The organism is Collimonas rhizosphaerae (assembly GCF_038896935.1).
GTDB lineage: Bacteria > Pseudomonadota > Gammaproteobacteria > Burkholderiales > Burkholderiaceae_D > Collimonas > Collimonas rhizosphaerae.
The window spans coordinates 1-22,853 of the sequence record NZ_JBANDC010000004.1 but is presented as its reverse complement, the minus strand read 5'-3'; the positions used below and the strand labels follow the sequence as shown (position 1 = coordinate 22,853).

The window sequence follows — 22,853 nt, the reverse complement described above, 5'->3', positions numbered from 1 at the left end:
CTTGCATCGACGGCCTGCATGCGCAGGGCAGCGATGAATCGCGGGCGATGGCGGTACTGGTCGAGGCGGGAAAAATTGCGCGCTGATCCCCGGCCCGGGCGAAGCAAAGCGTTGGCGAGGTTGTGGTTTGGCTGGATGCTGTTGGCTGCAGCAGTCGTACCGATGGCCGCGCATGCCGACGATGTTGAGGAAGAATCCTGGGGCATCAAAGGCCAGGCTACTTATATCTGGCAGAAAAAACCATCTTTCGACGCCGCCTATTCAGGCGCCAACAGCTTGGGCACGCAGCCAGAAAAGGGGTATTCCTTTTCTGGCACGCTGTTCTTCGGCATGCGGCCTTGGCGCGGCGGCGAACTGTATTTCGATCCGGAAGTGGTACAAGCAGTGCCCATGTCCGGCCTGACCGGACTGGGCGGGATGATGGATTCGGAGCAGCAAAAGGGCAGCAGTCCGAATCCCACCTTTTATCGCGCCAGGCTGTTCCTGCGCCAGACCTGGGGTTTTGGCGGCGAGCGGCAGCCGCTGGAATCCGCGCCTAACCAGCTGGCCGGGATGGTGGACAAGCGGCGTCTGGTGCTCACGGTGGGCAACCTCAGCATCATCGATATCTTCGACAGCAATGCCTATGCCCACGATGGCCGCACCCAGTTCCTGAACTGGGCTTTGTCAACCTACGGCGCCTACGACTATGCCGGCGACACGCGCGGATACAGCTGGGGCGCCGCCGCCGAATATTATGGCGACGACTGGGTGCTGCGCGCGGGCAGGTTCATGGTGCCGCTGGAATCCAACGGCCAGCGCCTCGATACGCGCCTCACCAAATACCATAGCGACCAGGTCGAGCTGGAACATGGCCACGTGATCGGTACGCAGCCGGGGAAAGCACGCTTGCTGTTGTTCCGCAACAAGGAAGTCATGGGAAGTTTTTCCGATGCGCTGGCTTACGCTGCGCTCAACGGCGGCACGCCGGACGTGGCGCAGGTGCGCAAAGGGCAGGCCAAGTATGGCTATGGAGTCAACCTGGAGCAAAATCTGAGCGACGATCTCGGCGTTTTTGCCCGCGCCAGCCGTAACGACGGCAAGACGGAAACCTATTCGTTTTCTGAAATCGAGCGTTCCGTGAGCGCGGGCCTGGCGCTCAAGGGGCGCGGCTGGCATCGCGATAACGATACGGTCGGCCTGGCCCTGATACAAAACGGATTGAGCAAGGCGCACCAGGATTACCTGGCTGCCGGCGGCCTCGGGGTATTCATCGGCGACGGCCGCCTGAACTACAGGCCGGAGCGCATTCTGGAAGCGTATTACAGCTTCGGCTTGTCCAAGGCGATTTCGTTGACGGCCGACCTGCAGCATTTCTGGAACCCTGCCTATAACGCCGACCGTGGGCCGGTGACAGTGGGATCGCTGCGGTTGCACGCGGAATTCTGACTGTCTCGCCGGCGTGACTGGATCGCGCGCTGCGGCCTGCGTTCAGCCGGCCGCAGCGTCCTTGGTTTATTTCAAGGTCATGGCGAACACATGCATCAAGGCGCCGTTGTCGGTCTGGTACGGCAAGGTGATGCTCTTGACCGCGCGCTTCTTGTCGAGCTGCGCATCCCAGTAGAAGACATAGGCTTTGGTGGTGTCGGCATTGCCGTTCTGGTCGATCCGGTGGGCGCTGGTCAGGGCGATCTTGTTGTAGCTGCCGACCTTGCCGGAGCCTCCGCCCAGGGTCCAGTCGTCAAAACGCAAATCGAAGCTGGCCTGGGTGTTGTCGGTATAGGTAACGACCAGCTTGCCGGCAGGCGCGGCCGAGGCATTGGTCGCACTGCCGAGCAGGGCCAGCGTATCTGCCGCCTGCGGTTTGGCGAACGTGATCACCTGGCCCTGGGTGACCATGTTATCCAAGCCCGACTTGCCCTCCGGCCAGGTGAACGTGACGCCGTTGAAACTGAAGCTGGCGCCAGGCGTTGCGCCTGCCGTCGCCAGCGCTTGCGAGGAATAGCTCCAGCCTCCCATGTCGTAGGTATAACCCTCCAGGCCGCGCACCGTCTGCTGGCCGTCGCTGCCTATGCCGCGGTTGTTCAACGCATCGGCCAGGGTGCTGAAGCCGTCGAGCCCGAACGATGGCATCTTGGCCGACGAATCCTTGCCCCATTGCGACTGGCTCGCTGCCAGAGAGAAGTCCAGCGTTGCGCTGTCCTTCAGGTCTTTCAGCCACAGCCACGGCATGTCGAGCGCCTGGCCGTTCAGCGCCAGGCTCTGGATGTACGGCGAGTTGGCGGCGGCGCCGCTGGCGTTGATCACCAGCTTCTTGGCGCCGTCGGCCCAGCGGATCACCACCTTGTCGAACATCGGGCTGCCGATGGTCAGGCCGCTTACCGCCTGGATTTCCGGATACAGGCCGAGCGCCGCCCACACATACCAGGACGAGACCGCGCCCAGGTCGTCGTTGCCGGGCAAGCCGCCCGGATCGTCGGAGAACACGGTGTTGGCGACATCGCGCACCACTTTCTGGGTGCGCCATGGGGCGCCGGTCCAGTTGTACAGCCACGGCGTGGCGAAGCTCGGCTCATTGCCCATGTAGAAATTGGGTTTGTTCATGCCGGCGTTGAGATCCTGGAAGAAGGCGTCCAGCCGCTTGATGGCGGCGTCGTTGCCGCCGACCAGGCCGAACAGTCCGCGCGCATCGTAGGCTGACATCCAGGTGTATTGCTCGGCGTTGCCTTCCACCATGTCGGCATTGGGCTGCGGATTGAGCATCCAGGAACCATTGCGGTAACGCGGCAGCAATTGCTTCTGGGCCGGGTTGAACTGGTTCTTCCAGTTGGCGGAGCGGCTCAGGAACAGTTGGTAATTCATGTTGTCGCCGAGGGCCTTGGCCAGCTGCGAAGTAGCGAAGTCGGCGGTGCCGAATTCGAACGTCAGCGAGCCGGCCCACCAGCCGTTGTCCATGCCGGCGTAACCGTGCACCAGGTAGTCGTTCATCCTGTCGGTGCTGTCCCTGACATGGTCGCCGGTACATTGCACGTCGGCCTTGTTGCCGACCAGGGTCATGTAGTCCAGCGCTTTCCTGGCGTCGAAGCTGGTGGCGCCGAAGGCATAACCGCCCATGATGGTCGGCACCCCCGAATCGCCCGGCATGATGCCGGCGTCGACATTGATCGGCGCCCAGCGCGGGATGGCGCCGCACTGGTCGGCGTCGTTCACCAGCGATTGCATCATGTCGCTGGTTTCCTTGGGAAACAGCATGCTGGTCAAGGGAATCAGGCTGCGGTACACATCCCAGTTGGAATAGTTGACGTACTGGGTGCGGCCGGCCGCGACCTGATGCATTTTCTGGTCGAAGCCGATGTAGTCGCCGGTGACGTCGTTGCTGGTGTTGGGCGACAGTAGCGAGTGGTAAAGCGCGGTGTAGAACTTGCGCTTTTCGGTATCGCTGCCGCCGCTCACCTGGATCGTATTGAGGCGGGTGTTCCAGGCGTCGGCGGCGGCATCGTGCACGGCGTTGAAATCCCAGTTCGGGTTTTCCTGTTCCAGGTTCTTGCGCGCATTGTCGCTGCTGACATACGACAGGCCGATCTTCATCAGCACGGCCGGGCTGGTGCTGGCGTCGAAGCTGACGTTGGCCTTGCCGTTGCTGATGGCGGCGCTGATGTTGCGGTCGAACTTGGCGTAGAAATACAGCGTGTAAGTGCGGGCGCCGCAAAACTTGCCGCCGACGGTGGAGCCGGACAGCGCGTCCTTGCCTTCAGTCTTGATCACGCCGGTGGTGGCGGCGATGGTGTTGGTGCGGGTGGCGTCGAACACCAGGTAAGGCGTCTTGTTGGCGCTGGCTATGGCCGATTTTGCCGGGAAGGTAAAGCGGCCGAAACCGGTCCTGGTAGTAGCGGTCAGTTCAGTGTTGATGCCGTCGTTGAGGGTCACCTGGTAATAGCCGGGACGCGCCGTTTCATTCTTGTGATCGAAGTTTTCCTTGGCGTTGACGCCGACTGCGCTGGTGTCGAAGGTCGGCATGACCGGCAGTTCGCCTTCATTGCCGTCGCAGCCGGAGCCGCTCATTTGCGTCAGCGGAAAGCCGGTGATGGTTTTTTCCTTGTAGATGTAGCCGACCGGATGGTTCTGGCCGCCGTTGCTGGGTGTCATCGGCGTCCATTGCACCATGCCGAACGGCGTCGTGGCGCCGGGGAAGGTGCCGCCTCGGGCGCCGGCCGGCACCGGGTCGGTGGCTGGTTTCGATGAATCGGCGGTGCCGACGAATGGATTCACATACCGGGTCAGGTTTTTTTTGCCGGCGGCGTCGCTGCCTGGCTGCGGCGCTCCCGCAAGGGCAGCGGCTGCTTGCTTGCCGCTGGCGTCTACCGGCGATGAATCGGAGCCGCCGCCGCAGCCAAACAGCAGGCCAGCGGCAAGACCGATGGTAACGTTTTTCTTCAAGTGCAGATTCATTGTTCCTCCAATGGTTTTTTTGAAAGTCCAAGTTTCTGGATAGTGCTGGCATGTTTGAACAAAGGCGCAGGCGCCCGCGCCAGCAGCGGGCGAACGCCGGCGGACCGCCTGGGAGCGGTCCGCGCTGTTCAATATGGATCAGGGAGTCTGCGAGAAATTGCCGCCGGCGCCGGATGGCGGCGTACTGGCCTGGCCCCATGCGGTGGGGGTGTCGGCGGTGCTGAAATCCAGCGTGCCGCCGGACTGCACCTGGTTCAGTGGCAGCCAGGTGCTGTTCCAGTCCTTGCCGTTCACCTTGAGGCTTTTGACAAAAGCGGCATTCTTGTCGCGCTTGATGAGCAGCCGTTTGCCGTCGGCCAGCTGGATGGTGACGCTGCCGAACTGCGGCGTCGCCATGGTCAGCCCGGGTACGCCGGGAATCATCGGATATAGCCCCAGCGAAGCCCACACATACCAGCCCGAGGTGGCACCGACATCGTCGTTGCCGGGCAAGCCTTGCGGTTTGCTGGAGAAGGTGGCGGCCATGATCTGCGGCAGCACGAACTGCGTGCGCGATGGCGTGCCGCTCCAGTTATAGGCCCACGGCGCGGCGAAGCCGGGTTCATTGCCCATGTAGAAGTCGTTCGAGTTTTCGCCGCCGTTCAGCCGGCTTGGATCGAGCGCCAGCCCGGCCGGCGTTTTTTTTGCCGCCGCTGATGTGGTGCTGACGGAAAACAGGGTGTCGAGCCGCGCCACGGCAGCAGCGTTGCCGCCCAAGGCGGCGACGATCTTGCCCAGGTCGTGCGGGATGGCCCACAGGTATTGGGCCGCCGTGCCCTCATGGTAGCCGTCATCCTGCGAAGGCGAAGCCCAGTTGCCGGCAAGGTCCTTGACCGCCATCACCTTGGTATCCGGCTTGAACAGGTTTTTCCAGTTCTCGCCGCGCAGCAGCAGCGTGCCGGCGATCTTCTTGTCGTCGGCGCTGACGGTGGCCGGATCGAGGTTGCTGATGAAGCGGCCGATGGCGAAATCGCGGCTGGCGCCTTCGATGGTGATGGAGCCGGTATGGATGCCGCTGGCGTCGCTGCCTTCAGCGACGTAACCGAGTTTCAGGTAATCCGGCATGTTGCCTTGCGCGCTGCCAGCCACGTTCCGGCCGAAGGCAGGGTTGCCGTTGCAGGCCGGCCATTGCGGCGAGTCGGCAGTGGGGGCGAAGGCCGAGCGTTTCAGGTAGCCCAGGGCGGCGGCGCTGTCGAAGCGGGTTGCGCCGAAAGCCTGCAGGCTGGCCAGCAGCATCGGCGCATGGTCGCCTTCCATCGGCACATCGTCGACATTGGCGTCGGCCCAGTGCGGGAACGCGCCGCATTGCGCCGCGTCGTTCACCAGCGATTGCGCCATGTCGGCAGCCTGATCGCGGAACAGCCAGGCATGCATCGCACCCAGCGAACGGTAGGTGTCCCAGATCGAGAAGGTGGTGTAGTGGTTGCGGCGCACCAGCTTGCCGTCCTTGTCCTTGTAAGTGTCGGTCTGGTGGCGCTGCTTGTCCATGCCGATGTAGCTGCCGTCGACATCGCTGAACAGGGTAGGACCGGACATGACGTGATAAAACGCCGTATAGAATTGCTGGAGGGCGTCGGCGCTGGCGCCGGCGGCATCGACCTGGATCGTATTGAGCCGGGTGTTCCATTCGGCGCCGGCTTTTTTCGCAATGGCGTCGAAATCAAAGCCGGGATTTTCCTTTTTCAGGTTGAGGCGCGCATTGGCCGGACTGACGTACGACAGTCCGATCTTGACCACGGCGCTGCTGGCGGCCGATTGCGACAGGTCGAAATTCAGGATCAGCGTGCCGTTGTTGTTGATGAAGCGCGGCGCCTGGGCGTAAGCCGATCCGGCCTGCAGGTAGAAATAGGCATCGTAGCCGCCGCCGCAGTTGAACTTGTTGCTGGTCTTGCCATAGAAGCCGTTGGGGTCGGCCGGGTCTTGCCAGATCTGGGCGTTGATGCCGCTCATGGAATTGGTCTGGGTGGCGTCGACCACCAGGATCGCCTTGCTCTTGTCGGGGTAGGTGAAGCGCGCCATGCCGCTGCGGGCAGTGGCGGTCAGCTCGGTCACGATGCCGTCGTCGGCCTGCACTTTGTAATAACCGGGCACGGCCTGTTCGTTCTTGTGGTCGAAAGTGCTGCTGCTTTGGCGCATGACCAGGTTGCTGTTGCTGGTGAGCTGGGTGGTCAGCATGGTCGGCATGATCGGCAGGGTGCCGCCGCTGCGGCAGCCGGGGCCGCTGATGCGCGTCATGCTGAAATAATTGATCATCGTGCTGTCGTAGTTGTAGCCCGACCCGCTGGAATAGTATTGATGATCGATATCGGTATCCGGTCCGAACGACACCATGCCGAACGGCAGGGTGGCCGCGGGACTGGTGTTGCCGGGATGGGTGCCGCCCGGCTGCTGCCGGGTGCCTAGGAAAGGCTTGACGTATTGCGTCAGCGCCAGCTCGGGCAGCGGCTTGATCTGGTTGGCGTCGACCGTTACGGGCGTGGTTGCCGCCGGGCCGGCCAGGCCGCTCGCGCCTGTTGCACCGGGCTGGCCGGGAGCGCCTGCCGCACCGGTTGCGCCGGCCACGCCGGCAGTTCCTGCCGCGCCGCCGCTGCCCGGCAAGCCGCTTGAGCCGTCGCTGCAGCCGAACAGCATTGCGGCGGCCATGCCAATTGCAAGATTCCTGCATGATTGCTTGTTCATTGTTCCTCCTTATAATCGCCGCCCGGTTCGGACCGGGCAATCGGATACACCTGCCTGCTACAAAATGCGGTTGCCGGTAAAGCCGGCATTGCCAGAATCCGGGCGTGAGCCGGCCCGGCGCGGCGCCTGGATAGCGCCGCGTATCAAGAGATGTTCAAGAGAAAAATGCTGTCGACAGGATCGACGGATTCAAGGTCGGCGGTAGTTCGGTTTCCTCCGGGGACGCGGCGTTTGCGCCGCGTGTGCTGCTACAGATTCATGGTTCGGACAAGGCGCCCAGCACTTCATAACAAGCGCCCATGGTGTGATAGTCGGTCTTGCCGGCTGGGCTTTTTTCGTCGCCATACTTGCGGTTGTCGCGCGTCAGGATGCGGTACCAGGCGCCATACTGGTGATCGACGAAGTGTTGCCAGCTGTACTGCCAGATATGTTCGTACCAGTCCCAGAAACGGTTCTTGCCGGTGCGTTTGGCGAGCAGGGCGGCAGCGGCGAAGCTTTCTGCCTGGACCCAGAAATACTTGTCCTGGTCGCAGATCACGCCGTCCGGCGCGAAGCCGTAGTAGATGCCGCCGCAATCGATGTCCCAGGCGGCGTCGAGGCCGGCGTCGAACAGTTCGATGGCGCGCGGCAGCAACCAGTCTTGCGGCCGGTGCCGTTCCAGGATCAGCAGCAGCTTGGCCCATTCGGTGTGATGGCCGGGCTGGAAGCCCCACGGGCGGAAAATGTTGCTGCTGTCTTCCTTGTTGTAGTTCCAGTCCGGGGTCCAGTCCTGGTGGTAATGTTCCCAGATCAGGTCGTTGCTGAGCGCGGCCTGGCGCAGGGTGATATTGCGCGCCACGGTTTCCGCGCGATCCAGGAATTTCGCATCGCCGCTGGCTTCATAGGCTGCCAGCAGCGCCTCGGTCATGTGCATGTTGGCGTTCTGGCCGCGATAGCTTTGCAGCTGCCAGTCGGCGCTGGCCTCGTCGGCATACAGGCCGGCGCCGGCTTCCCAAAAATGCTGTTCGAGCAAATCGTAGGTCTGGTGCAGGTCTTCCTTTGCGCTTGCGACGCCGGCCATCAAGGCATGTGCGTAAGCCAGCATGACGAACGCCAGGCCGTAGCAGTGGCGGGTCGGATCCAGCACCTGCTTGCGGCCGTCTTTCCATGAAAGTGTCCAGTCGTAGCCCTTGTGCAGCGGATCCCAGTGCACTTCGCGCAGGAACGCCAGCCCGTGCTTCAGCGCATCCAGGTAAGCGGCATCGCCGAACCGGCGATAGGCCATGGCGTAGTTGAAGATGAAGCGGGTGCTGCTGACCAGGTGCCGGGTTTCGCTGTCGTAGATGCTGCCGTCGTCCTTGAAGAAATGATAGAAGCCGCCAGAGGGATCGAGCGCCGCCGGATGATAGAAACGCATGGTGTCGCGGATGTGCTGCAACAGGAAAGCGGGATTGCGGAATTCGGCTTTAGGCATTGCGGTCGGTTCAAGCATGTTCATGGCGGTAGCGGATCAGTTGCCCAGCGTGCTGGCGCGCTGGATCAGCTCCACCGGCAGCATCACTTCAGGTTGTACGAGCGTGTCTTCCAGCAGCAGCTTGATGCCCAGTTTGCCCAGGGCTTCCTTGTCCACCGCCAGCGTGGTCAGCGGCGGGGTGGCGCTGGTGGCGGCGTCGATATTATCAAAGCCGACAATCGCGATATCTTCGGGAATCCGCAGGCCGCGCGCCTGGCATACGCTCATGACGGCCAGCGCGGTGGCGTCGTTGTAGCAGAACACGGCGTCAGGCGGAGAATCGGATTGCAGCAGGCTTTGCATTGCGGCGGCGGCATGCAGGTGGAGTTCCGGGCCGGGCAGCAAGGTGACTTCCAGGCGCGGATCGAACAGGCGGCCGGCCTCGAACAGCGCCTGGCGGTACCCCAGCGCGCGCTGCGCAATACTGTAGTGCGACAGCGGGCCGCTGATGAAGGCTAGCCGTTTGCGGCCAAGCGCGATCAAGTGGCGGGTAGCGGCCAGGGCGCCGCCCAGGTTGTCTGAATTGATGGAGCGGAAACCGGGCGCCCACAAATCGATCAGCACCACCGGCTTGCCAGTCTGGGTAAGCAGTTCCAGCACCTCCGGCTCCATGAAGCCGGCCACCGCCAGCGCATCGGGTTCGTGCAGGCGGATCTGTTCCATCACGTTGTCGGCCGGGCCGATCGATAATACGGTGGGCACGATGCTGCGTTCGCGGCAGGCGGTTTCCACGCCGTGCAGCACATGCGAAAAAAAAGGGCTGGCGACAAAATTGTTGTGCTGGCGATGCAGCAGGAAAGTCAGGCGCCGGATTTTCCCCTGGCGCAGGTTGGATTCGTTATAGCCCAGCTGGCTGGCGATCTTTTGTACATGGATGCGCGTCTGTTCGGTCAGGCCGGGCTGTTTTTTCAAGGCGCGCGATACGGTGCCTATGGATACGTTCGCTGCGGATGCGATATCCCGAATCGTTGGTCTCATGATCTCTTCCTGCAAGCCGTGGCATGCATTGTCCTGGGTAGACGCCGCGGTCTGCGGCGGCGGTTGTTGCCGCCCAGGATTGTTTTAGTTGAGTGGTAATGTATAGTAAAAAACTTAAATTTACAATTATTACGAAAAATAAATTCACATAACACATTGTTATATAAGGATTTATTGATTGTAAAATGGATTTATTTGTTTATTAAACATACTAAAAATTTGTTTCTTAAACAGCCCGTCATGCGGATTTGTGGAGAAACAGTATCGAAAGCCGGGCAGAAGGATATTTTTTCCGTGCGCAGGATTTGCCAGGCCTCATTCGCCGGCGCCGGAAATAAAAATGGCGGACCACCGTTTCCGGCCGTCCGCCATGCTCCGGCAACCGGCTTTTATTGCGGCGTCAAATGCTTGGACAGGAATCCTTCCATCGCCGTATAAAAATCGAAGCGGTTTTCTTCATTGTGGAAGCCGTGGCCCTCGTTGTCCTTCACCATGTATTCGACCGGCACGCCGCGCTTGCGCAGGTTTTCGACGATCTGGTCCGACTCGGCCTTGTTGACGCGCGGATCGTTGGCGCCCTGCGCCACGAACAGCGGCGTCTTGATGCGGTCGGTATGCAGGGCCGGCGAGACCGCCGTCAGCAGCTCCTTGTCCTTGACCGGATCGCCGACCATCTCGTACATCTGGTCGAGGAAGGGTTTCCAGTACGGCGGGATGGTCTTCATGAAGGTGAACATGTTGGAGACGCCGACATAGTCGACTGCCGCCGCGTACAGGTCAGGCGTGAAGGCGACCCCGGCCAGCGTCGCATAACCGCCGTAGGAGCCGCCGTAGATCGCCACCCGCTTCGGATCGGCGATGCCTTGCTTGACCAGCCATTGCACGCTGTCGGTGATGTCGTCCTGCATGGTCTTGCCCCATTGCTTGAACGAGGCTTCCCAGAACTGGCGGCCATAGCCGGTCGAGCCGCGGTAGTTCATCTGCAGCACGGCGTAGCCGCGGTTGGCCAGCAGCTGCACTTCCGGGTTGTAGCCCCAGACATCGCGCACCCACGGGCCGCCGTGCGGATTGACGATCACCGGCAGGTTCTTCGGGTCTTTGCCCAGCGGCAGGGTAAGGTAGCCGTTGATCAGCAGGCCGTCGCGCGCCTTGTATTGCACCGGCTTCATTTCCGCCATGTCCTGTTCGGCGATGGCGGGATTGATCTCGGCCAGCTTGGTCAGCGCGCCGCTCTTGCTGTCGAACAGGTAGCGGCTGCCTTGGGTGCGGTCATTGTAGGCAGCCACGATCCAGGTCGACTCGTCCTTGGTGTGGGACTGCGTGATGACTTCGTAGCCCGGCAGTTTTTCCTGCAGGGTTTTATGCAGGGCTTCGCTTTGCGCATCGAGGAATTTGTACTGGGTTTTCCAGGTGGTGTAGCTGATCTCGGTGAGCACCTTGCGTTTCCTGGAGTAAGCCAGGCCTTCGACGTCGACCTCGGGATTTTCATACAGCAGCTCTTCTTCCTTGGCAGTTTCGGGATCGAGGATCACGATCGCTTTTTTATCGCGGCCTAGGTTGGACGATACATACAGTTTCTTGTTGTCGAAGGTGAAGAACAGCGGGTCGACCGAATCCTTGAACGAGGTCGTCAGCACGGTCTTGAACGGCGCGCTTTCGGTGGCGCGATACAGCAGGCTGGTGTTGACGCCGTCGGACGTGGTGGCGGCCCTTACCTTGCCGTCGTGGTCGGTGATCCAGCCCTGGATGTTGCCGGGATTTTTGGCCACCAGTTTTTCGGCGCCGCTCTTGACGTTGACGCGGTAGACATCGAACACTTCGGGATCGCGCTTGTTATGGCTGACCAGGATTTCATCCTTGTTGTCTTCCAGGTCGTCGACGATCTGGGCCCTGACCTTGGGGTAGGGCGTCAGGTCTTTCAGGCCCTTGCCGTCGCGGCCCACCGACACCACGTGGAAATTCTCATCGCCGCCGAAGTCCTTGGCGAACAGGATGTGGTCGTCGCCTTTCCAGAAGTAGCCGCTGATGTCGCGTGCATCCTCGGAGGTGATGCGCAGCGGCGCGGCGTCTGAACCGACGGTCCTGACAAAGATGTTCATGCGGCCCTTCCAGGGTTGCATGAAGCTGATGTATCTGCCGTTGGGGGAAATCTGGAAACCGCTTTGCTCCGGGTTGCGGAAGAAGTCGCGCACCGAATATTGCTTGAGCGGGCTAGCCGCCAAGGCATCGCCGCCCAGCATCGACAAGCTGAAACATGTTGCGGTGACCACATGATAGATAGTGCGCATCAAAAACCTCCAAAAATACTTCAAGTTGTCGTCGCGTCGCGCCGGGATCGTCCGGCTGACAACTTATTATATGGATAAAATGGAAATGAATCTCAATCAGGCTTTACTTGAGACATATCGACATGCGAAATCGTTCGTTAGCGCTTGCCGGGGCTTGTGTGAATATCGTGTTTTATCGCCAGCATCTTGGCCAACATATTCGTCCCGGAGAAAAAATGCATCGCCTCATCCTCAAGACCTTGCCGGTTTTACTGCTGGCAGCCAGCATCGCCACCGCCCATGCGCAGGACAAAACCAGGATCAAGGTCGGCGTCTCGGTCGGCAATGCCGAGCAGACTTTTGAAGTGGTGAAGAAAGTGGCGGCGCAAGAGGGCCTGGATATCCAGGTGATTACCTTCAGCGATTACCTGCAGCCGAATGAGGCGCTGGCCGCCGGCGACCTGGACGCCAATGCATTCCAGCACAAGCCTTTCCTCGACAGCCAGATCAAGGCCAGGGGCTACAAGATCGTGCCGGTGGCCTTGACCATCACGGCGCCGCTGGGCATCTATTCAAAGAAATACAAGCATGTCGACCAGCTGCCGCAGGGCGCCAGCATAGGCATCCAGAACGATCCGTCGAACGGCAACCGGGCCTTGCTGCTGCTGAAAAAGGCGGGTTTGATCAAGCTGAAAGCGGGCGTCGGCGAAAACGGCGTCAACGCGACGCCGCTGGACGTGGTCTCGAATCCCAAGAAATTGAAGCTGGTGGAGCTGGACGCCGCGCAATTGCCGCGTTCGCTGGACGACCTGGCGGCGGCTTCGGTCAACAACGATTACGCGGTGAAGGCGGGTTTGTCATTGCAGCGCGATGCGATTGCGGTGGAGGATGCCAAAGGGCCATACGCCAACCTGATCGCCACGCGGGCGGAGGATAAAGATAAGCCGTGGGTGAAGAAACTGGTCAAAGCCTACCAGTCGGCCCAGGTGCGCAGTTTTATCGAAACGGAATTCAAGGGTTCCCTGATTCCGGCATTTTGACCTTGCCGCCTGGCGCCGGGTTTCAGTTATCGAACAGGCGGCCTAGCTCGACACCAGGCTGCGGCGCGCGCATGAACGCCTCTCCCACCAGGAAAGCGTTGACGCCGGCGTCGCGCATGCGTTTGACGTCGTCGCGGGTGTGGATGCCGGATTCGGTGACCACCAGCTTGTCTGCCGGTATCTGCGGCAGCAGGTCCAGGGTGTTTTGCAGCGAGGTATCGAAGGTGCGCAGGTTGCGGTTGTTGATGCCGAGCAGGTCGGTTTTCAGTTTCAACGCCGCCTGCAGTTCTTCCGCATTGTGCACTTCCACCAGCACGCTCATGCCCAGCTCATGGGCGACAGCTTCCATTTCCGCCATCAAGCCGTGGTCCAGCGCCGCCACGATCAGCAGGATCGCATCGGCGCCCCAGGAACGCGCCTGGTATACCTGATACGCATCAATCATGAAATCCTTGCGCAGGGCTGGCAGCTTGCATGCGGCGCGCGCCTGTTTCAGGTAATCGGGCGAACCCTGGAAAAACTGGATATCGGTGAGCACCGACAGGCAGGCTGCGCCATGGGTCGCGTAGTCGACGGCGATGTCGGCCGGATGGAAGTCTGCCCGGATCACGCCTTTGGACGGCGAAGCTTTCTTGACTTCGGCAATCACGCCGGCATGGCCAGCGGCGATTTTTGCGCGCAGGGCGGCTTCGTAGCCACGCAAGGCGGCGCGCGCTTCTGCGTCCGACTCTACCTCGCGGCGCAGGCTGGCGAAGTCTTGCTGTTTTTTTGCCGCGGCGATTTCATCGGCTTTGACCGCCAGGATTTTATTCAAGATGTCAGACATGGTGCGTTTCCTTTACTGCGCTTGCCCTCAACCGGCGGCAGCGATGGTTTGCGTGGCTTGCACGAATTGATCGAGTTTAGCTTTGGCGGCGCCGGAAGCGATGACGGCGCGCGCTGTCTGCAGCCCGTCCGCAATCGAACTGGCGACGCCGGCGGCATACAACGCAGTGCCGGCATTGATGGCGACGATGTCGCGCGCCGGGCCTGGCTGGTCTTCCAGCGCTTCCAGTACTTTCTGCTTCGATTCCGTCGAGTTCGACACTTTCAGGTTGCGGCTGGCGATCATCTGCATGCCGAAATCTTCCGGATGGATTTCGTATTCGCGGATTTCGCCGTTCACCAGTTCGCCCACCATGGTGCCGGCGCCCAGCGAGACTTCATCCATGTTGTCGCGGCCCCACACAACGATGGCATGCTGCGCGCCCAATCGCTGCAGCACGCGCACCTGGATCCCGACCAGGTCGGCATGGAACACGCCCATCAGGATATTCGGCGCGCCGGCCGGGTTGGTCAGGGGGCCAAGGATATTAAAGATGGTGCGCACGCCGAGTTCCTTGCGTACCGGCGCTGCATGCTTCATCGCTGCGTGGTGGTTCGGCGCGAACATGAAACCGATGCCGGTCTGTTCTATCGACTCGGCTACCTGCGCAGGCGTCAGGTTGATAATGGCGCCAAGCGATTCCAGCACATCGGCGCTGCCGGACGATGACGATACGCTGCGGCCGCCATGCTTGGCGACCCGCGCGCCGGCGGCGGCGGCGACAAACATGGAGGCGGTCGAGATATTGAAGGTTTGCGCACCGTCGCCGCCGGTGCCGACGATATCCACCAGGTTAGCGGTGTCGCGGCAGGGAACGGGCGTGGCGAACTCGCGCATGACCTGCGCCGCTGCGGCGATTTCGCCTATGGTTTCTTTTTTGACGCGCAGGCCCATGGTCAGCGCCGCAATCATGAGCGGCGACATTTCACCCTTCATGATGCGGCGGAACAGCGACAGCATTTCATCGTGAAAGATTTCGCGATGCTCGATGCAGCGCAACAGGGCTTCTTGTTCGGTGATTGGCATGATTTCCTTGCTAGCGATTAGGAGGACGGCGCCTTGTTTGCTATTGATGCGCCGGCGCTAAGCGTTCAAACAGCTCTGTGAACAAAATTACGCAGCAAGGCGTGGCCATGCTCCGACAAGATCGATTCCGGATGGAATTGCACGCCTTCGATATCGTAGTCTTTGTGCCGCACTCCCATGATTTCTCCGTCGTCGGTCCATGCCGTGATTTCCAGGCAGTCCGGTATCGAGTTGCGTTCGATGGCCAGCGAATGATAGCGAATCACCGTAAACGGGTTGGGCAGATCCTTGAATACGCCGACCCCGGTGTGGTTGATTGGCGAGGTCTTGCCATGCATGACTTGCTGCGCGCGGATTACTTTGCCGCCGAACGCTTCGCCGATCGCTTGATGGCCAAGGCAAACACCGAGTATCGGCAGCTTGCCGGCGAACTGCTGCAGCAAGTCGACGCAGATCCCGGCTTCCTTCGGACTGCAGGGGCCTGGCGACAGGCAGATACGATCAGGTTTCAGCGCATTGATTTCTTCGAGCGTGATTTCGTCATTGCGGAAGGTACGGACATCTTCACCAAGTTCACCGAAGTATTGCACCAGGTTATAAGTGAAGGAGTCGTAGTTGTCGATCATTAGCAGCATAGTAGTTCCAACCCATTGATTTTATTTGGGAATTCTGCCCGCGATATGGTTGCTTGCCAAGTTGTCCTGTTGCTGCAACACAATCACAAAAATCTTGCGGGCGACACAAACTCAGCCCTGAATGACAGGGCGCGGTGTGGTTTCGGCTTTCCACCAACCTTAGTCTAGGGACGCCATCGCAGCTGCGGAATCGCAAGCGGGATAAAGTTGGCAGTGAGGCGGGGTATATTCATCTATGGAGATAAGTAAGCTCAGTGCAAGCACATGTCGTTGATGCAAAGTATAGCGTCGTGGCGGCAAAGCGTGGCAATAATCATGATCATAAACGGAAATATCCGAACCGGTTCGATTTTATCCAAATAGCGCGCCTGGACACAGCGGGCCGCCGTGGTTGTCGATTGCCAATATTGGCAAGGGGCAAACCAAATGCCGGTGCTGCGTTGACAAACGCCTGCTTGATTCCTAATATTTATTCTCAAGCGAGCTCGCAGCAGGCCGTTTGTGTGCATCGGATTTGCGCAACCACATTGCTGCAATGAAGGAGTTCACCATGACACGCAAATACATCGACTGCCGCGAATACAAGAGCGACACCAACTGTTCAGTGGCGATCGCTGCAGATAACGACGACGAATTGCTGGCAGCGGCAGTCCAGCACGCAGTAAGCGTTCACGGCCACACCGACACGCCGGAATTGCATACCCAGCTCAAGCAGCTATTCAAGGAAGGCACGCCGCCGCTGAAAATCTGACGACAGCAGCCATTCTCCAGGGGATGGGGTATCAGTCCGGCCATGGCCGGATCAGATTTCTCCATCCAGACCGTCTTGCACCTGCTCCGCTGCACGCAGGACTGCGCGCGCCTTGTTTTCAGTTTCTTGCCATTCCATTTCAGGCACCGAATCGGCGACGATGCCGGCAGCAGCTTGCACGTACAGCATGCCATCCTTGATGACGCCGGTGCGGATTGCGATGGCGACATCCATTTCGCCGCCGAATGACAGGTAGCCGCAGGCGCCGCCGTAGATGCCGCGCTTGGTCAGTTCCAGTTCGTCGATGATTTCCATCGCCCGTACTTTCGGCGCGCCGGACAGGGTGCCGGCCGGGAAGGTGGCTTTCAGCACATCCAGGTTGGACAGGCCGGACTTGAGTTCGCCTTCGACATTGGAAACGATGTGCTGCACATGCGAATATTTTTCGATCACCATCTGGTCGGTGACCTTGACGCTGCCGGTTTCGGCGATACGGCCGATGTCGTTGCGCGCCAGGTCGATCAGCATCACGTGTTCGGCGATTTCTTTCGGGTCTGCCAGCAATTCGGTGGCCAGCTGCGCATCCTGCTCCGGGGTGGCGCCGCGCGGACGAGTGCCTGCCAGGGGGCGGATGGTGACTTTGCGCTTGGCTTCGCCGTCGGCTTTCGGCGCCGAGGTCTGTTCGTTCCGCACCAGGATTTCCGGCGAAGCGCCGACGATCTGCATGTCGCCGAAATTGTAGAAATACATGTACGGCGACGGATTCAGCGAGCGCAGGGCGCGATACAGCATCAGCGGCGAATCGACGTACGGTTTCTTGATGCGCTGGCCGATCTGGACCTGCATCAGGTCGCCGGCCATGACGTATTCCTGGGCTTTTGCCACCGCCTTCAGGTAATCTTCTTTCTTGAATTCACGGATGGTTTCAGTGCGTACCGACGCCGATGTGACCGGCGCATCGGCCGGGCGGCGCAGCATGTTGCGCAAGTCTTTCAGGCGCTGGCGGCCTTTGGAGAATGCTTCCGGCTGGGTCGGGTCGGCATACACGATCAGGTACAGCTTGCCGGACAGGTTGTCGATCACCGCCAGCTCTTCCGTCAGCAGCAGCTGGATGTCGGGCAGGCCGAGATCGTCCTTGGGCGTCGAATTGGCCAGGCGCTTTTCGATATGGCGCACCGTGTCGTAGCCGAAGTAGCCGGCCAGGCCGCCGCAAAAGCGCGGCAGGCCAGGGCGCAGCGCCACTTTATAGCGCGACTGGAATTCAGCGATGAAATCGAGCGGATTGCCTTCGCGGCTTTCGATGACCTTGTCGTTCTTGAGTACTTCGATGCGTGTGCCGTAGCTGCGCAACAGCGTGCTGGCCGGCAAGCCGATGAAGGAGTAGCGGCCGAAACGTTCGCCGCCGACTACCGATTCCAGCAGGAAGGTGTTCTTGCCGGTCTGCTGGGTTTGCGCCAGCTTCAGGTACAGCGTCAGCGGCGTTTCCAGATCGGCAAAAGCTTCTGCGATCAATGGGATGCGGTTGTAGCCTTGCGTGGCCAGCGATTTGAATTCGAGTTCGGTCATTGTTTCTCTCCAGGCCGCTATTGTAAAACAGCGGTGGTGCACTACAAAAAACGTTGCCTGCGTTTAAATGCTGCGGGGGCAGCAGGCAGCGGCGATCTACGGACTTAGTTAGCCCAGGATTGCCAGCGTCGCCATAGCCAGGCCTCAGGGGCGGCCAGGTAGACGGAGTGTTTTTTGTCGAGAAACATGAGTGGTTTGATAAAGCAGTCAGTGACTTATATGTTGTGCTGCAACGAGCAGTGAAGCGACTATACCATCGGAATCGACATTTTGTATAGACTCGCCGTGATTGTATCCGTAGGGCACATTAAACACAGGACAGCCGGCGGCGCGGGCCGCCTGGGCGTCATTGCTGGAGTCGCCGATGGCGACTACCTGCGCCGGTTGCAGCTGGAAATCGGCGCACACCGCCAGCAGCGGCATCGGGTCGGGTTTTTTCAGCGGGAAGGAATCGCCGCCGTAGACCACCTCGAAATAACCGCGCAAGCCGGTTTTCTCCAGCAAGGCTTCGGCGAACGCCAGCGGCTTGTTGGTGACACAGGCCAGCCGCAGGCCTTTGTCGCGCATGGCTTGCAAGCCGTCCACCACGCCTGGGTAAAGCGTGGCGTAACTGCCGTTGACTACCGCGTAGTGGCTTTGGTAGGAGTCCAGCGCCGCGCTGAAACGTTGCTCTACTTCGGGCGCCGGATAATCGACGCCGAGTACGCGCCGGATCAGGTTTTCGCTGCCCTTGCCGACAAAATCGACGATCGTCTGCTGCGTCAGCGGCGCCAGGTCCAGCTCGGCGCGCATGCGGTTGACGGCGACCTGGAAATCCGGCGCCGTGTCCAGCATGGTGCCGTCGAGGTCGATGATGGCGGCGGCGATGCCCTTCAGTGCAACGATTGCTGGCGCTGCCGCGTTCATGCGCTTGCCAGCTGGGTGCGCATGTTGTCGATCACGGCCTTGTAGTCAGGCTTGCCGAAGATGGCCGAGCCGGCGACAAAGGTGTCGGCGCCGGCCTTGGCGGCAGCGGCGATATTGTCGACCTTGATGCCACCGTCCACCTCCAGCATGATCTCGCGGCCCGAAGCGTCGATCCGCTGGCGCGCTTCGGCGATTTTCTTGAGCGCTTCCGGGATGAACGACTGGCCGCCGAAACCCGGGTTGACCGACATGATCAGGATGATGTCGATCTTGTCCATGACGTAATCGAGGTAATGCAGCGGCGTGGCCGGATTGAACACCAGGCCGGCCTTGCAGCCGTTGTCGCGTATCAGCTGCAGCGAACGGTCGACGTGGTCCGATGCTTCCGGGTGGAAAGTAATGATGTTGGCGCCGGCCTTGGCGAAGTCGGGAATGATGCGGTCTACCGGCCTGACCATCAGGTGGACATCGATCGGCACCTGCACATGCGGCCTGATTGCTTCCAGCACCAGCGGGCCGATGGTCAGGTTGGGAACGTAATGGTTGTCCATCACGTCGAAATGGATCATGTCGGCGCCGTCGCGCACGACATTGCGTACTTCTTCGCCCAGGCGGGCAAAATCGGCGGAAAGGATACTGGGGGCGATACGATAGGTTGGCATGGCGGGCAATCCAGGGAAGGGCGCTAAAAAGAGCGCTATTTTACCCTTTCGCCTTGCTCCTGGCTTCCTTGCAGCTTGCGTCGCGGGGGAAATTCGTGTGCAATGACCTGCTAGTTATATATGGTGTCTGCAGTATTAATCGAGGAAATCAGCATGGCCGCCTATGAATTTACCGTTTCCGTCAAAACCCAGTACCTGGAAGAGCAGTCCCAGCCTGACAGTTCGCACTATGTATTCGCCTATGCGATCACGATCAAGAACACCGGGCAAGTCGCTGCCCAGCTGATTTCGCGCCACTGGGTGATCACCGACGCCAACAACCATGTCGAAGAAGTGCGCGGCCTGGGCGTGGTCGGCCACCAGCCTTTGCTGCAGCCGGGCGAGCAGTTCGAGTACACCAGCGGCACCTCGATGGCGACGCCGCAAGGATCGATGACGGGAGAGTATTTCTGCGTGGCTGAAGACGGCGAACAGTTCGAGGCGCGGATTCCGGAGTTCATCCTGTCCTTGCCGCGCACCCTGCATTGACGCATGGCGTATTGAACTATTGGTCCTTGCCGTCGTCTTTTGGTGGTAGCGGTTTGGCGGGCGGCTTCTGGTCCGGCTTGCGGCCGGAAAACATGGTCCACCAGACAATGAATGCAAATAACAAGAAAGCGAAACACGCTTCGAGAGCCACTAACCACATAAAGAATCCTAAATGCCATTTAAACGTATCAGTCTACCCGCTTCTGCTGCCTTAATCATCGCACTTAGCCTAGCTGCCTGTACTACCACCCCAGTCACCGCACCCGCGCCGGAAACGCCGCGCCAGCCGGGCACGCCGACCGCGCCTTCCGCCGCGCCCGGCGCCAATTTACGCGCTGTAACCTTTGCCGCCCTGCCGGGCTGGGGCAGCGACGACCTGCGCCAGGCATTGCCTGCTTTCCTGACCTCATGTTCGACCCAGGCGCGTAAAAGCGACTGGAAAGAACCTTGTGCAGTGGCGGCCGGCCTGGATGGCGGCAATGAAAATGCGATACGGACGTTTTTCGAGTCCTTTTTCACGCCTTATCAGGTTATCAACTCCGACGGCAGCGACAATGGGCTGGTCACCGGGTATTACGAACCTTTGCTGAAAGGATCACGCAAGCGCGGCGGCCCTTACCAGACGCCGATTTACCGGGCGCCGGAGGATTTGCTGACGGTCGAGCTGGCGAGCATTTATCCCGAACTGAAGGGCCTGCGCTTGCGCGGCCGCCTGGTCGGCAATAAGGTGCTGCCTTATCCGAACCGGGCCGAACTGGACAAGTCCGGGGCCCTGGCCGGCAAGGAAATCCTGTGGGTGGACGATCCTGTCGATGCGTTTTTCCTGCAGGTGCAGGGTTCCGGCCGGGTCCAGCTGAATGACGGCAGCAGTGTCGTGCGGGTTGCTTATGCCGATCAGAACGGCTATCCCTACAAATCGATCGGCCGCTACCTGGTGGACAAAGGCGAGCTGACCCTGGCGCAGGCGTCGGCGCAGGGGATCAAAGCCTGGCTGGCGGCCAACCCGGGCCGGCAGCAGGAACTGCTGAATGCCAATCCTAGCTATGTGTTCTTCAAAGAAGAAAAAGTGGTCGATCCGAGCAAGGGGCCGAAAGGCGCGCAAGGCGTGCCGCTGACGCCGTTGCGCTCGATCGCGGTGGATCCGCAGTTCGTGCCGCTGGGTACGCCGGTATTCCTGGCGACGACGCAGCCGAATAACAATGTGCCGCTGCAGCAGCTGGTAATGGCGCAGGATACCGGCGGCGCCATCAAAGGCGCGGTGAGGGCCGACTTCTTCTGGGGCTTCGGCAACGAGGCCGGCGACAAGGCCGGCAAGATGAAGCAGCGCGGCATGATGTGGCTGTTGCTGCCAAAGCTGGCGGCCGCGCGCTAAGGAAACCGGGTTCGGCGCCGGCTGGCGCCGAGGGCGATTTAGCGCAGGACCAGTACTGGAATCGTGGAATGGGCCAGCACCCGCTGGGTTTTGCTGCCCAGGAACAGCCGGCTCAGGCCGCTGCGCCCGTGCGACGCCATGAAAATCGCATCGCAATGGTATTTCTCGGCGGCGTTGATGATTTCCTCGTCGGGATTGAAGGCTTGGGCCGTCAGCATTTCGCAGGGAACGCCGGCATTCTTGGCGGCGTCGGCGACTTTTTGTACATTGAGCTTGGCTAGCGCCAGCATGTTTTCTTCATAGGTGCCAGGGTCGGTGGCCATGGTGCTTTCAGCCATCGGCGAGAACGGATAAGGTTCTGCAACCGAGAGGGCAATGATCTTGCCGCTGCTGAATTTGGCAAATTCAATCGCTGTATTGATGGCCTTGTCCGACAAATGAGAGCCGTCGGTAGGTACAAGAATGGTTTTGAACATGGCTTGCCTCCTTCTGGTTGAAAAAGGGGTGTCGGTCAAAATCGAGCGATCTTGTCGGTAATCGTGTCGGTAATATATAGGCCTGGTGCCGAGATGCTTGGTACTTGGCCATGATTCAGCCTTGCTTAAATGTATAGACAGTTTGCGAGCAGGAAGATTCCTTGGCTGTTTGTAAAGTATCCTGGCTATAACCATCCTATCTCTTATATAGCGGCGCTACAATTAAGTTTATTCGACTCAAGTAAATAAATGGGATCTGCAATGACATACGAAAACATTCTGGTTGAAACACAGGGAAAAGTCGGCATCATCCACCTGAATCGTCCCAAGGCTCTGAATGCCCTGAACGATCAGCTGATGAGCGAGCTGGGCGAAGCTTTGCTGAAATTCGACGCTGATCCCGAGATCGGCTGCATCGTCCTGACCGGCAGCGAGAAAGCATTTGCCGCCGGCGCCGACATTGGCGGCATGGCCGGGCTGAGTTACATGGATGTGTTCAAGGGCGACTACATCACCCGCAACTGGGAGACGATCCGCAGCGTGCGCAAGCCGGTGATTGCCGCCGTGGCGGGTTTCGCCCTGGGCGGCGGCTGCGAACTGGCCATGATGTGCGACTTCATCATTGCCGCCGACAATGCCAAGTTCGGCCAGCCGGAAATCAAGCTGGGCATCATCCCCGGCGCCGGCGGCACCCAGCGCTTGCCGCGTGCCGTATCGAAATCGAAGGCAATGGATATGTGCCTGACCGCACGCATGATGGACGCCACCGAGGCTGAGCGTGTGGGCCTGGTGTCGCGCGTGGTTCCGCTGGACAGGCTGTTGCAGGAAGCGCTGGAAGCGGCGATCGTGATTTCCTCCATGTCGTTGCCGGCAGTCATGATGATCAAGGAATCGGTCAATCGCGCCTACGAAACCACCCTGGCGGAAGGCATCCAGTATGAGCGCCGCCTGTTCCACAGCACCTTCGCCACAGAGGATCAAAAAGAAGGCATGCAGGCGTTCCTTGGAAAGCGTTTACCTGTTTTTAAAAATCTTTAACAAATCGCTTGCCATAGGGGGAAATGGTTTGCTATAGTTCGCCTCCCGTTGAGAACGACGCGAAATGAACGAAGCAGCTGAGGTAGGAAAGAGGCTGATTTGTGA

Annotated in this window: 19 protein-coding genes; 6 read left to right on the top strand and 13 right to left on the bottom strand. The window is 60.0% G+C overall.

The features are described from left to right. Positions 1-135: 135 nt before the first annotated feature. Positions 136-1,428, top strand: a complete 1,293-nt coding sequence (locus tag V8G57_RS06425) for a carbohydrate porin (RefSeq protein WP_342828673.1) — start codon at positions 136-138, stop codon at positions 1,426-1,428. 66 nt (positions 1,429-1,494) lie between these two features. Here V8G57_RS06425 and V8G57_RS06420 read toward each other — a convergent pair whose 3' ends face one another. The 5 genes from V8G57_RS06420 to V8G57_RS06400 all read right to left on the bottom strand — a co-directional run bounded on the left by V8G57_RS06420 (position 1,495) and on the right by V8G57_RS06400 (position 11,895). Further along, the gene (locus tag V8G57_RS06420) at positions 1,495-4,428 is read right to left on the bottom strand and encodes a GH92 family glycosyl hydrolase (RefSeq protein WP_342828671.1); all 2,934 of its coding nucleotides are present in this window, start codon (positions 4,426-4,428) and stop codon (positions 1,495-1,497) included. Between the two features lie 138 nt (positions 4,429-4,566). Next, on the bottom strand, positions 4,567-7,146 hold the full coding sequence (locus tag V8G57_RS06415; RefSeq protein WP_342828669.1) for a GH92 family glycosyl hydrolase: 2,580 nt from the start codon (positions 7,144-7,146) through the stop codon (positions 4,567-4,569). 256 nt (positions 7,147-7,402) lie between these two features. Next, complete coding sequence (locus V8G57_RS06410; RefSeq protein WP_342828667.1) at positions 7,403-8,623, bottom strand: AGE family epimerase/isomerase; 1,221 nt, start codon at positions 8,621-8,623, stop codon at positions 7,403-7,405. A 12-nt stretch (positions 8,624-8,635) separates the two neighbouring features. Beyond that, entirely contained in the window at positions 8,636-9,616 is a 981-nt protein-coding gene (locus tag V8G57_RS06405) for a LacI family DNA-binding transcriptional regulator (protein ID WP_092395020.1), read from the bottom strand. A 389-nt stretch (positions 9,617-10,005) separates the two neighbouring features. Then, positions 10,006-11,895, bottom strand: a complete 1,890-nt coding sequence (locus tag V8G57_RS06400; RefSeq protein ID WP_425458249.1) for a S9 family peptidase — start codon at positions 11,893-11,895, stop codon at positions 10,006-10,008. Between the two features lie 224 nt (positions 11,896-12,119). On the opposite strand from V8G57_RS06400, the gene V8G57_RS06395 reads away from it, so the two are divergent. Next, positions 12,120-12,923: a MetQ/NlpA family ABC transporter substrate-binding protein gene (locus V8G57_RS06395; protein ID WP_342828664.1), complete on the top strand. Its 804-nt coding sequence runs from the start codon at positions 12,120-12,122 to the stop codon at positions 12,921-12,923. Positions 12,924-12,945: 22 nt separating this feature from the next. On the opposite strand, the gene trpC is transcribed toward V8G57_RS06395, so the two are convergent. From trpC to V8G57_RS06380, 3 genes are all read right to left on the bottom strand, one after another. Next, positions 12,946-13,749 carry an indole-3-glycerol phosphate synthase TrpC gene (gene trpC / locus V8G57_RS06390; RefSeq protein ID WP_342828662.1) on the bottom strand — a complete coding sequence of 268 codons (804 nt, stop codon included), beginning with the start codon at positions 13,747-13,749 and terminating at the stop codon, positions 12,946-12,948. Positions 13,750-13,776: 27 nt separating this feature from the next. After that, entirely contained in the window at positions 13,777-14,814 is a 1,038-nt protein-coding gene (gene trpD, locus V8G57_RS06385; protein ID WP_342828660.1) for an anthranilate phosphoribosyltransferase, read from the bottom strand. Between the two features lie 65 nt (positions 14,815-14,879). Next, positions 14,880-15,449 carry an aminodeoxychorismate/anthranilate synthase component II gene (locus tag V8G57_RS06380; protein WP_342828658.1) on the bottom strand — a complete coding sequence of 190 codons (570 nt, stop codon included), beginning with the start codon at positions 15,447-15,449 and terminating at the stop codon, positions 14,880-14,882. A gap of 550 nt (positions 15,450-15,999) precedes the next feature. Between V8G57_RS06380 and V8G57_RS06375 the strand changes: the two genes are divergently transcribed. Continuing rightward, positions 16,000-16,200 (top strand): DUF1059 domain-containing protein, encoded by a 201-nt coding sequence (locus tag V8G57_RS06375; RefSeq protein WP_092395118.1) that lies wholly within the window; start codon positions 16,000-16,002, stop codon positions 16,198-16,200. A 51-nt stretch (positions 16,201-16,251) separates the two neighbouring features. On the opposite strand, the gene trpE is transcribed toward V8G57_RS06375, so the two are convergent. The 3 genes from trpE to rpe all read right to left on the bottom strand — a co-directional run bounded on the left by trpE (position 16,252) and on the right by rpe (position 19,334). After that, entirely contained in the window at positions 16,252-17,766 is a 1,515-nt protein-coding gene (trpE, locus tag V8G57_RS06370) for an anthranilate synthase component I (RefSeq protein ID WP_092395035.1), read from the bottom strand. A gap of 207 nt (positions 17,767-17,973) precedes the next feature. Continuing rightward, positions 17,974-18,672 carry a phosphoglycolate phosphatase gene (locus tag V8G57_RS06365; RefSeq protein WP_144741802.1) on the bottom strand — a complete coding sequence of 233 codons (699 nt, stop codon included), beginning with the start codon at positions 18,670-18,672 and terminating at the stop codon, positions 17,974-17,976. Beyond that, complete coding sequence (rpe, locus tag V8G57_RS06360; RefSeq protein WP_092395041.1) at positions 18,669-19,334, bottom strand: ribulose-phosphate 3-epimerase; 666 nt, start codon at positions 19,332-19,334, stop codon at positions 18,669-18,671. Before rpe ends, V8G57_RS06365 begins: the two co-directional genes overlap by 4 nt. Before the next feature lie 153 nt (positions 19,335-19,487). Here rpe and apaG point away from each other — a divergent pair, with 153 nt between their 5' ends. Next, on the top strand, positions 19,488-19,862 hold the full coding sequence (gene apaG, locus V8G57_RS06355) for a Co2+/Mg2+ efflux protein ApaG (RefSeq protein ID WP_014004694.1): 375 nt from the start codon (positions 19,488-19,490) through the stop codon (positions 19,860-19,862). Between the two features lie 16 nt (positions 19,863-19,878). On the opposite strand, the gene V8G57_RS06350 is transcribed toward apaG, so the two are convergent. Further along, positions 19,879-20,022, bottom strand: a complete 144-nt coding sequence (locus tag V8G57_RS06350) for a hypothetical protein (RefSeq protein ID WP_342828646.1) — start codon at positions 20,020-20,022, stop codon at positions 19,879-19,881. A gap of 12 nt (positions 20,023-20,034) precedes the next feature. Here V8G57_RS06350 and mltA point away from each other — a divergent pair, with 12 nt between their 5' ends. After that, a complete protein-coding gene (mltA, locus tag V8G57_RS06345; protein WP_342828645.1) occupies positions 20,035-21,234 on the top strand; it encodes a murein transglycosylase A in 1,200 nt (399 codons plus the stop codon). Positions 21,235-21,272: 38 nt separating this feature from the next. Here the strand turns inward: mltA and V8G57_RS06340 are convergent, their stop codons facing one another. Then, positions 21,273-21,710 (bottom strand): universal stress protein, encoded by a 438-nt coding sequence (locus V8G57_RS06340; protein ID WP_092395047.1) that lies wholly within the window; start codon positions 21,708-21,710, stop codon positions 21,273-21,275. Between the two features lie 261 nt (positions 21,711-21,971). On the opposite strand from V8G57_RS06340, the gene V8G57_RS06335 reads away from it, so the two are divergent. Continuing rightward, entirely contained in the window at positions 21,972-22,748 is a 777-nt protein-coding gene (locus tag V8G57_RS06335) for an enoyl-CoA hydratase (RefSeq protein ID WP_092395050.1), read from the top strand. The last annotated feature ends 105 nt before the right edge of the window (positions 22,749-22,853 follow it).

Coding starts and splice junctions, on each gene's coding strand:
- V8G57_RS06425 (WP_342828673.1), top strand. CDS start 136: ATGCTGTTGGCTGCAGCAGTCGTACCGATGGCCGCGCATGCCGACGAT.
- V8G57_RS06420 (WP_342828671.1), bottom strand. CDS start 4,428: ATGAATCTGCACTTGAAGAAAAACGTTACCATCGGTCTTGCCGCTGGC.
- V8G57_RS06415 (WP_342828669.1), bottom strand. CDS start 7,146: ATGAACAAGCAATCATGCAGGAATCTTGCAATTGGCATGGCCGCCGCA.
- V8G57_RS06410 (WP_342828667.1), bottom strand. CDS start 8,623: ATGAACATGCTTGAACCGACCGCAATGCCTAAAGCCGAATTCCGCAAT.
- V8G57_RS06405 (WP_092395020.1), bottom strand. CDS start 9,616: ATGAGACCAACGATTCGGGATATCGCATCCGCAGCGAACGTATCCATA.
- V8G57_RS06395 (WP_342828664.1), top strand. CDS start 12,120: ATGCATCGCCTCATCCTCAAGACCTTGCCGGTTTTACTGCTGGCAGCC.
- trpC (WP_342828662.1), bottom strand. CDS start 13,749: ATGTCTGACATCTTGAATAAAATCCTGGCGGTCAAAGCCGATGAAATC.
- trpD (WP_342828660.1), bottom strand. CDS start 14,814: ATGCCAATCACCGAACAAGAAGCCCTGTTGCGCTGCATCGAGCATCGC.
- V8G57_RS06380 (WP_342828658.1), bottom strand. CDS start 15,449: ATGCTGCTAATGATCGACAACTACGACTCCTTCACTTATAACCTGGTG.
- V8G57_RS06375 (WP_092395118.1), top strand. CDS start 16,000: ATGACACGCAAATACATCGACTGCCGCGAATACAAGAGCGACACCAAC.
- trpE (WP_092395035.1), bottom strand. CDS start 17,766: ATGACCGAACTCGAATTCAAATCGCTGGCCACGCAAGGCTACAACCGC.
- V8G57_RS06365 (WP_144741802.1), bottom strand. CDS start 18,672: ATGAACGCGGCAGCGCCAGCAATCGTTGCACTGAAGGGCATCGCCGCC.
- rpe (WP_092395041.1), bottom strand. CDS start 19,334: ATGCCAACCTATCGTATCGCCCCCAGTATCCTTTCCGCCGATTTTGCC.
- apaG (WP_014004694.1), top strand. CDS start 19,488: ATGGCCGCCTATGAATTTACCGTTTCCGTCAAAACCCAGTACCTGGAA.
- V8G57_RS06350 (WP_342828646.1), bottom strand. CDS start 20,022: ATGTGGTTAGTGGCTCTCGAAGCGTGTTTCGCTTTCTTGTTATTTGCA.
- mltA (WP_342828645.1), top strand. CDS start 20,035: ATGCCATTTAAACGTATCAGTCTACCCGCTTCTGCTGCCTTAATCATC.
- V8G57_RS06340 (WP_092395047.1), bottom strand. CDS start 21,710: ATGTTCAAAACCATTCTTGTACCTACCGACGGCTCTCATTTGTCGGAC.
- V8G57_RS06335 (WP_092395050.1), top strand. CDS start 21,972: ATGACATACGAAAACATTCTGGTTGAAACACAGGGAAAAGTCGGCATC.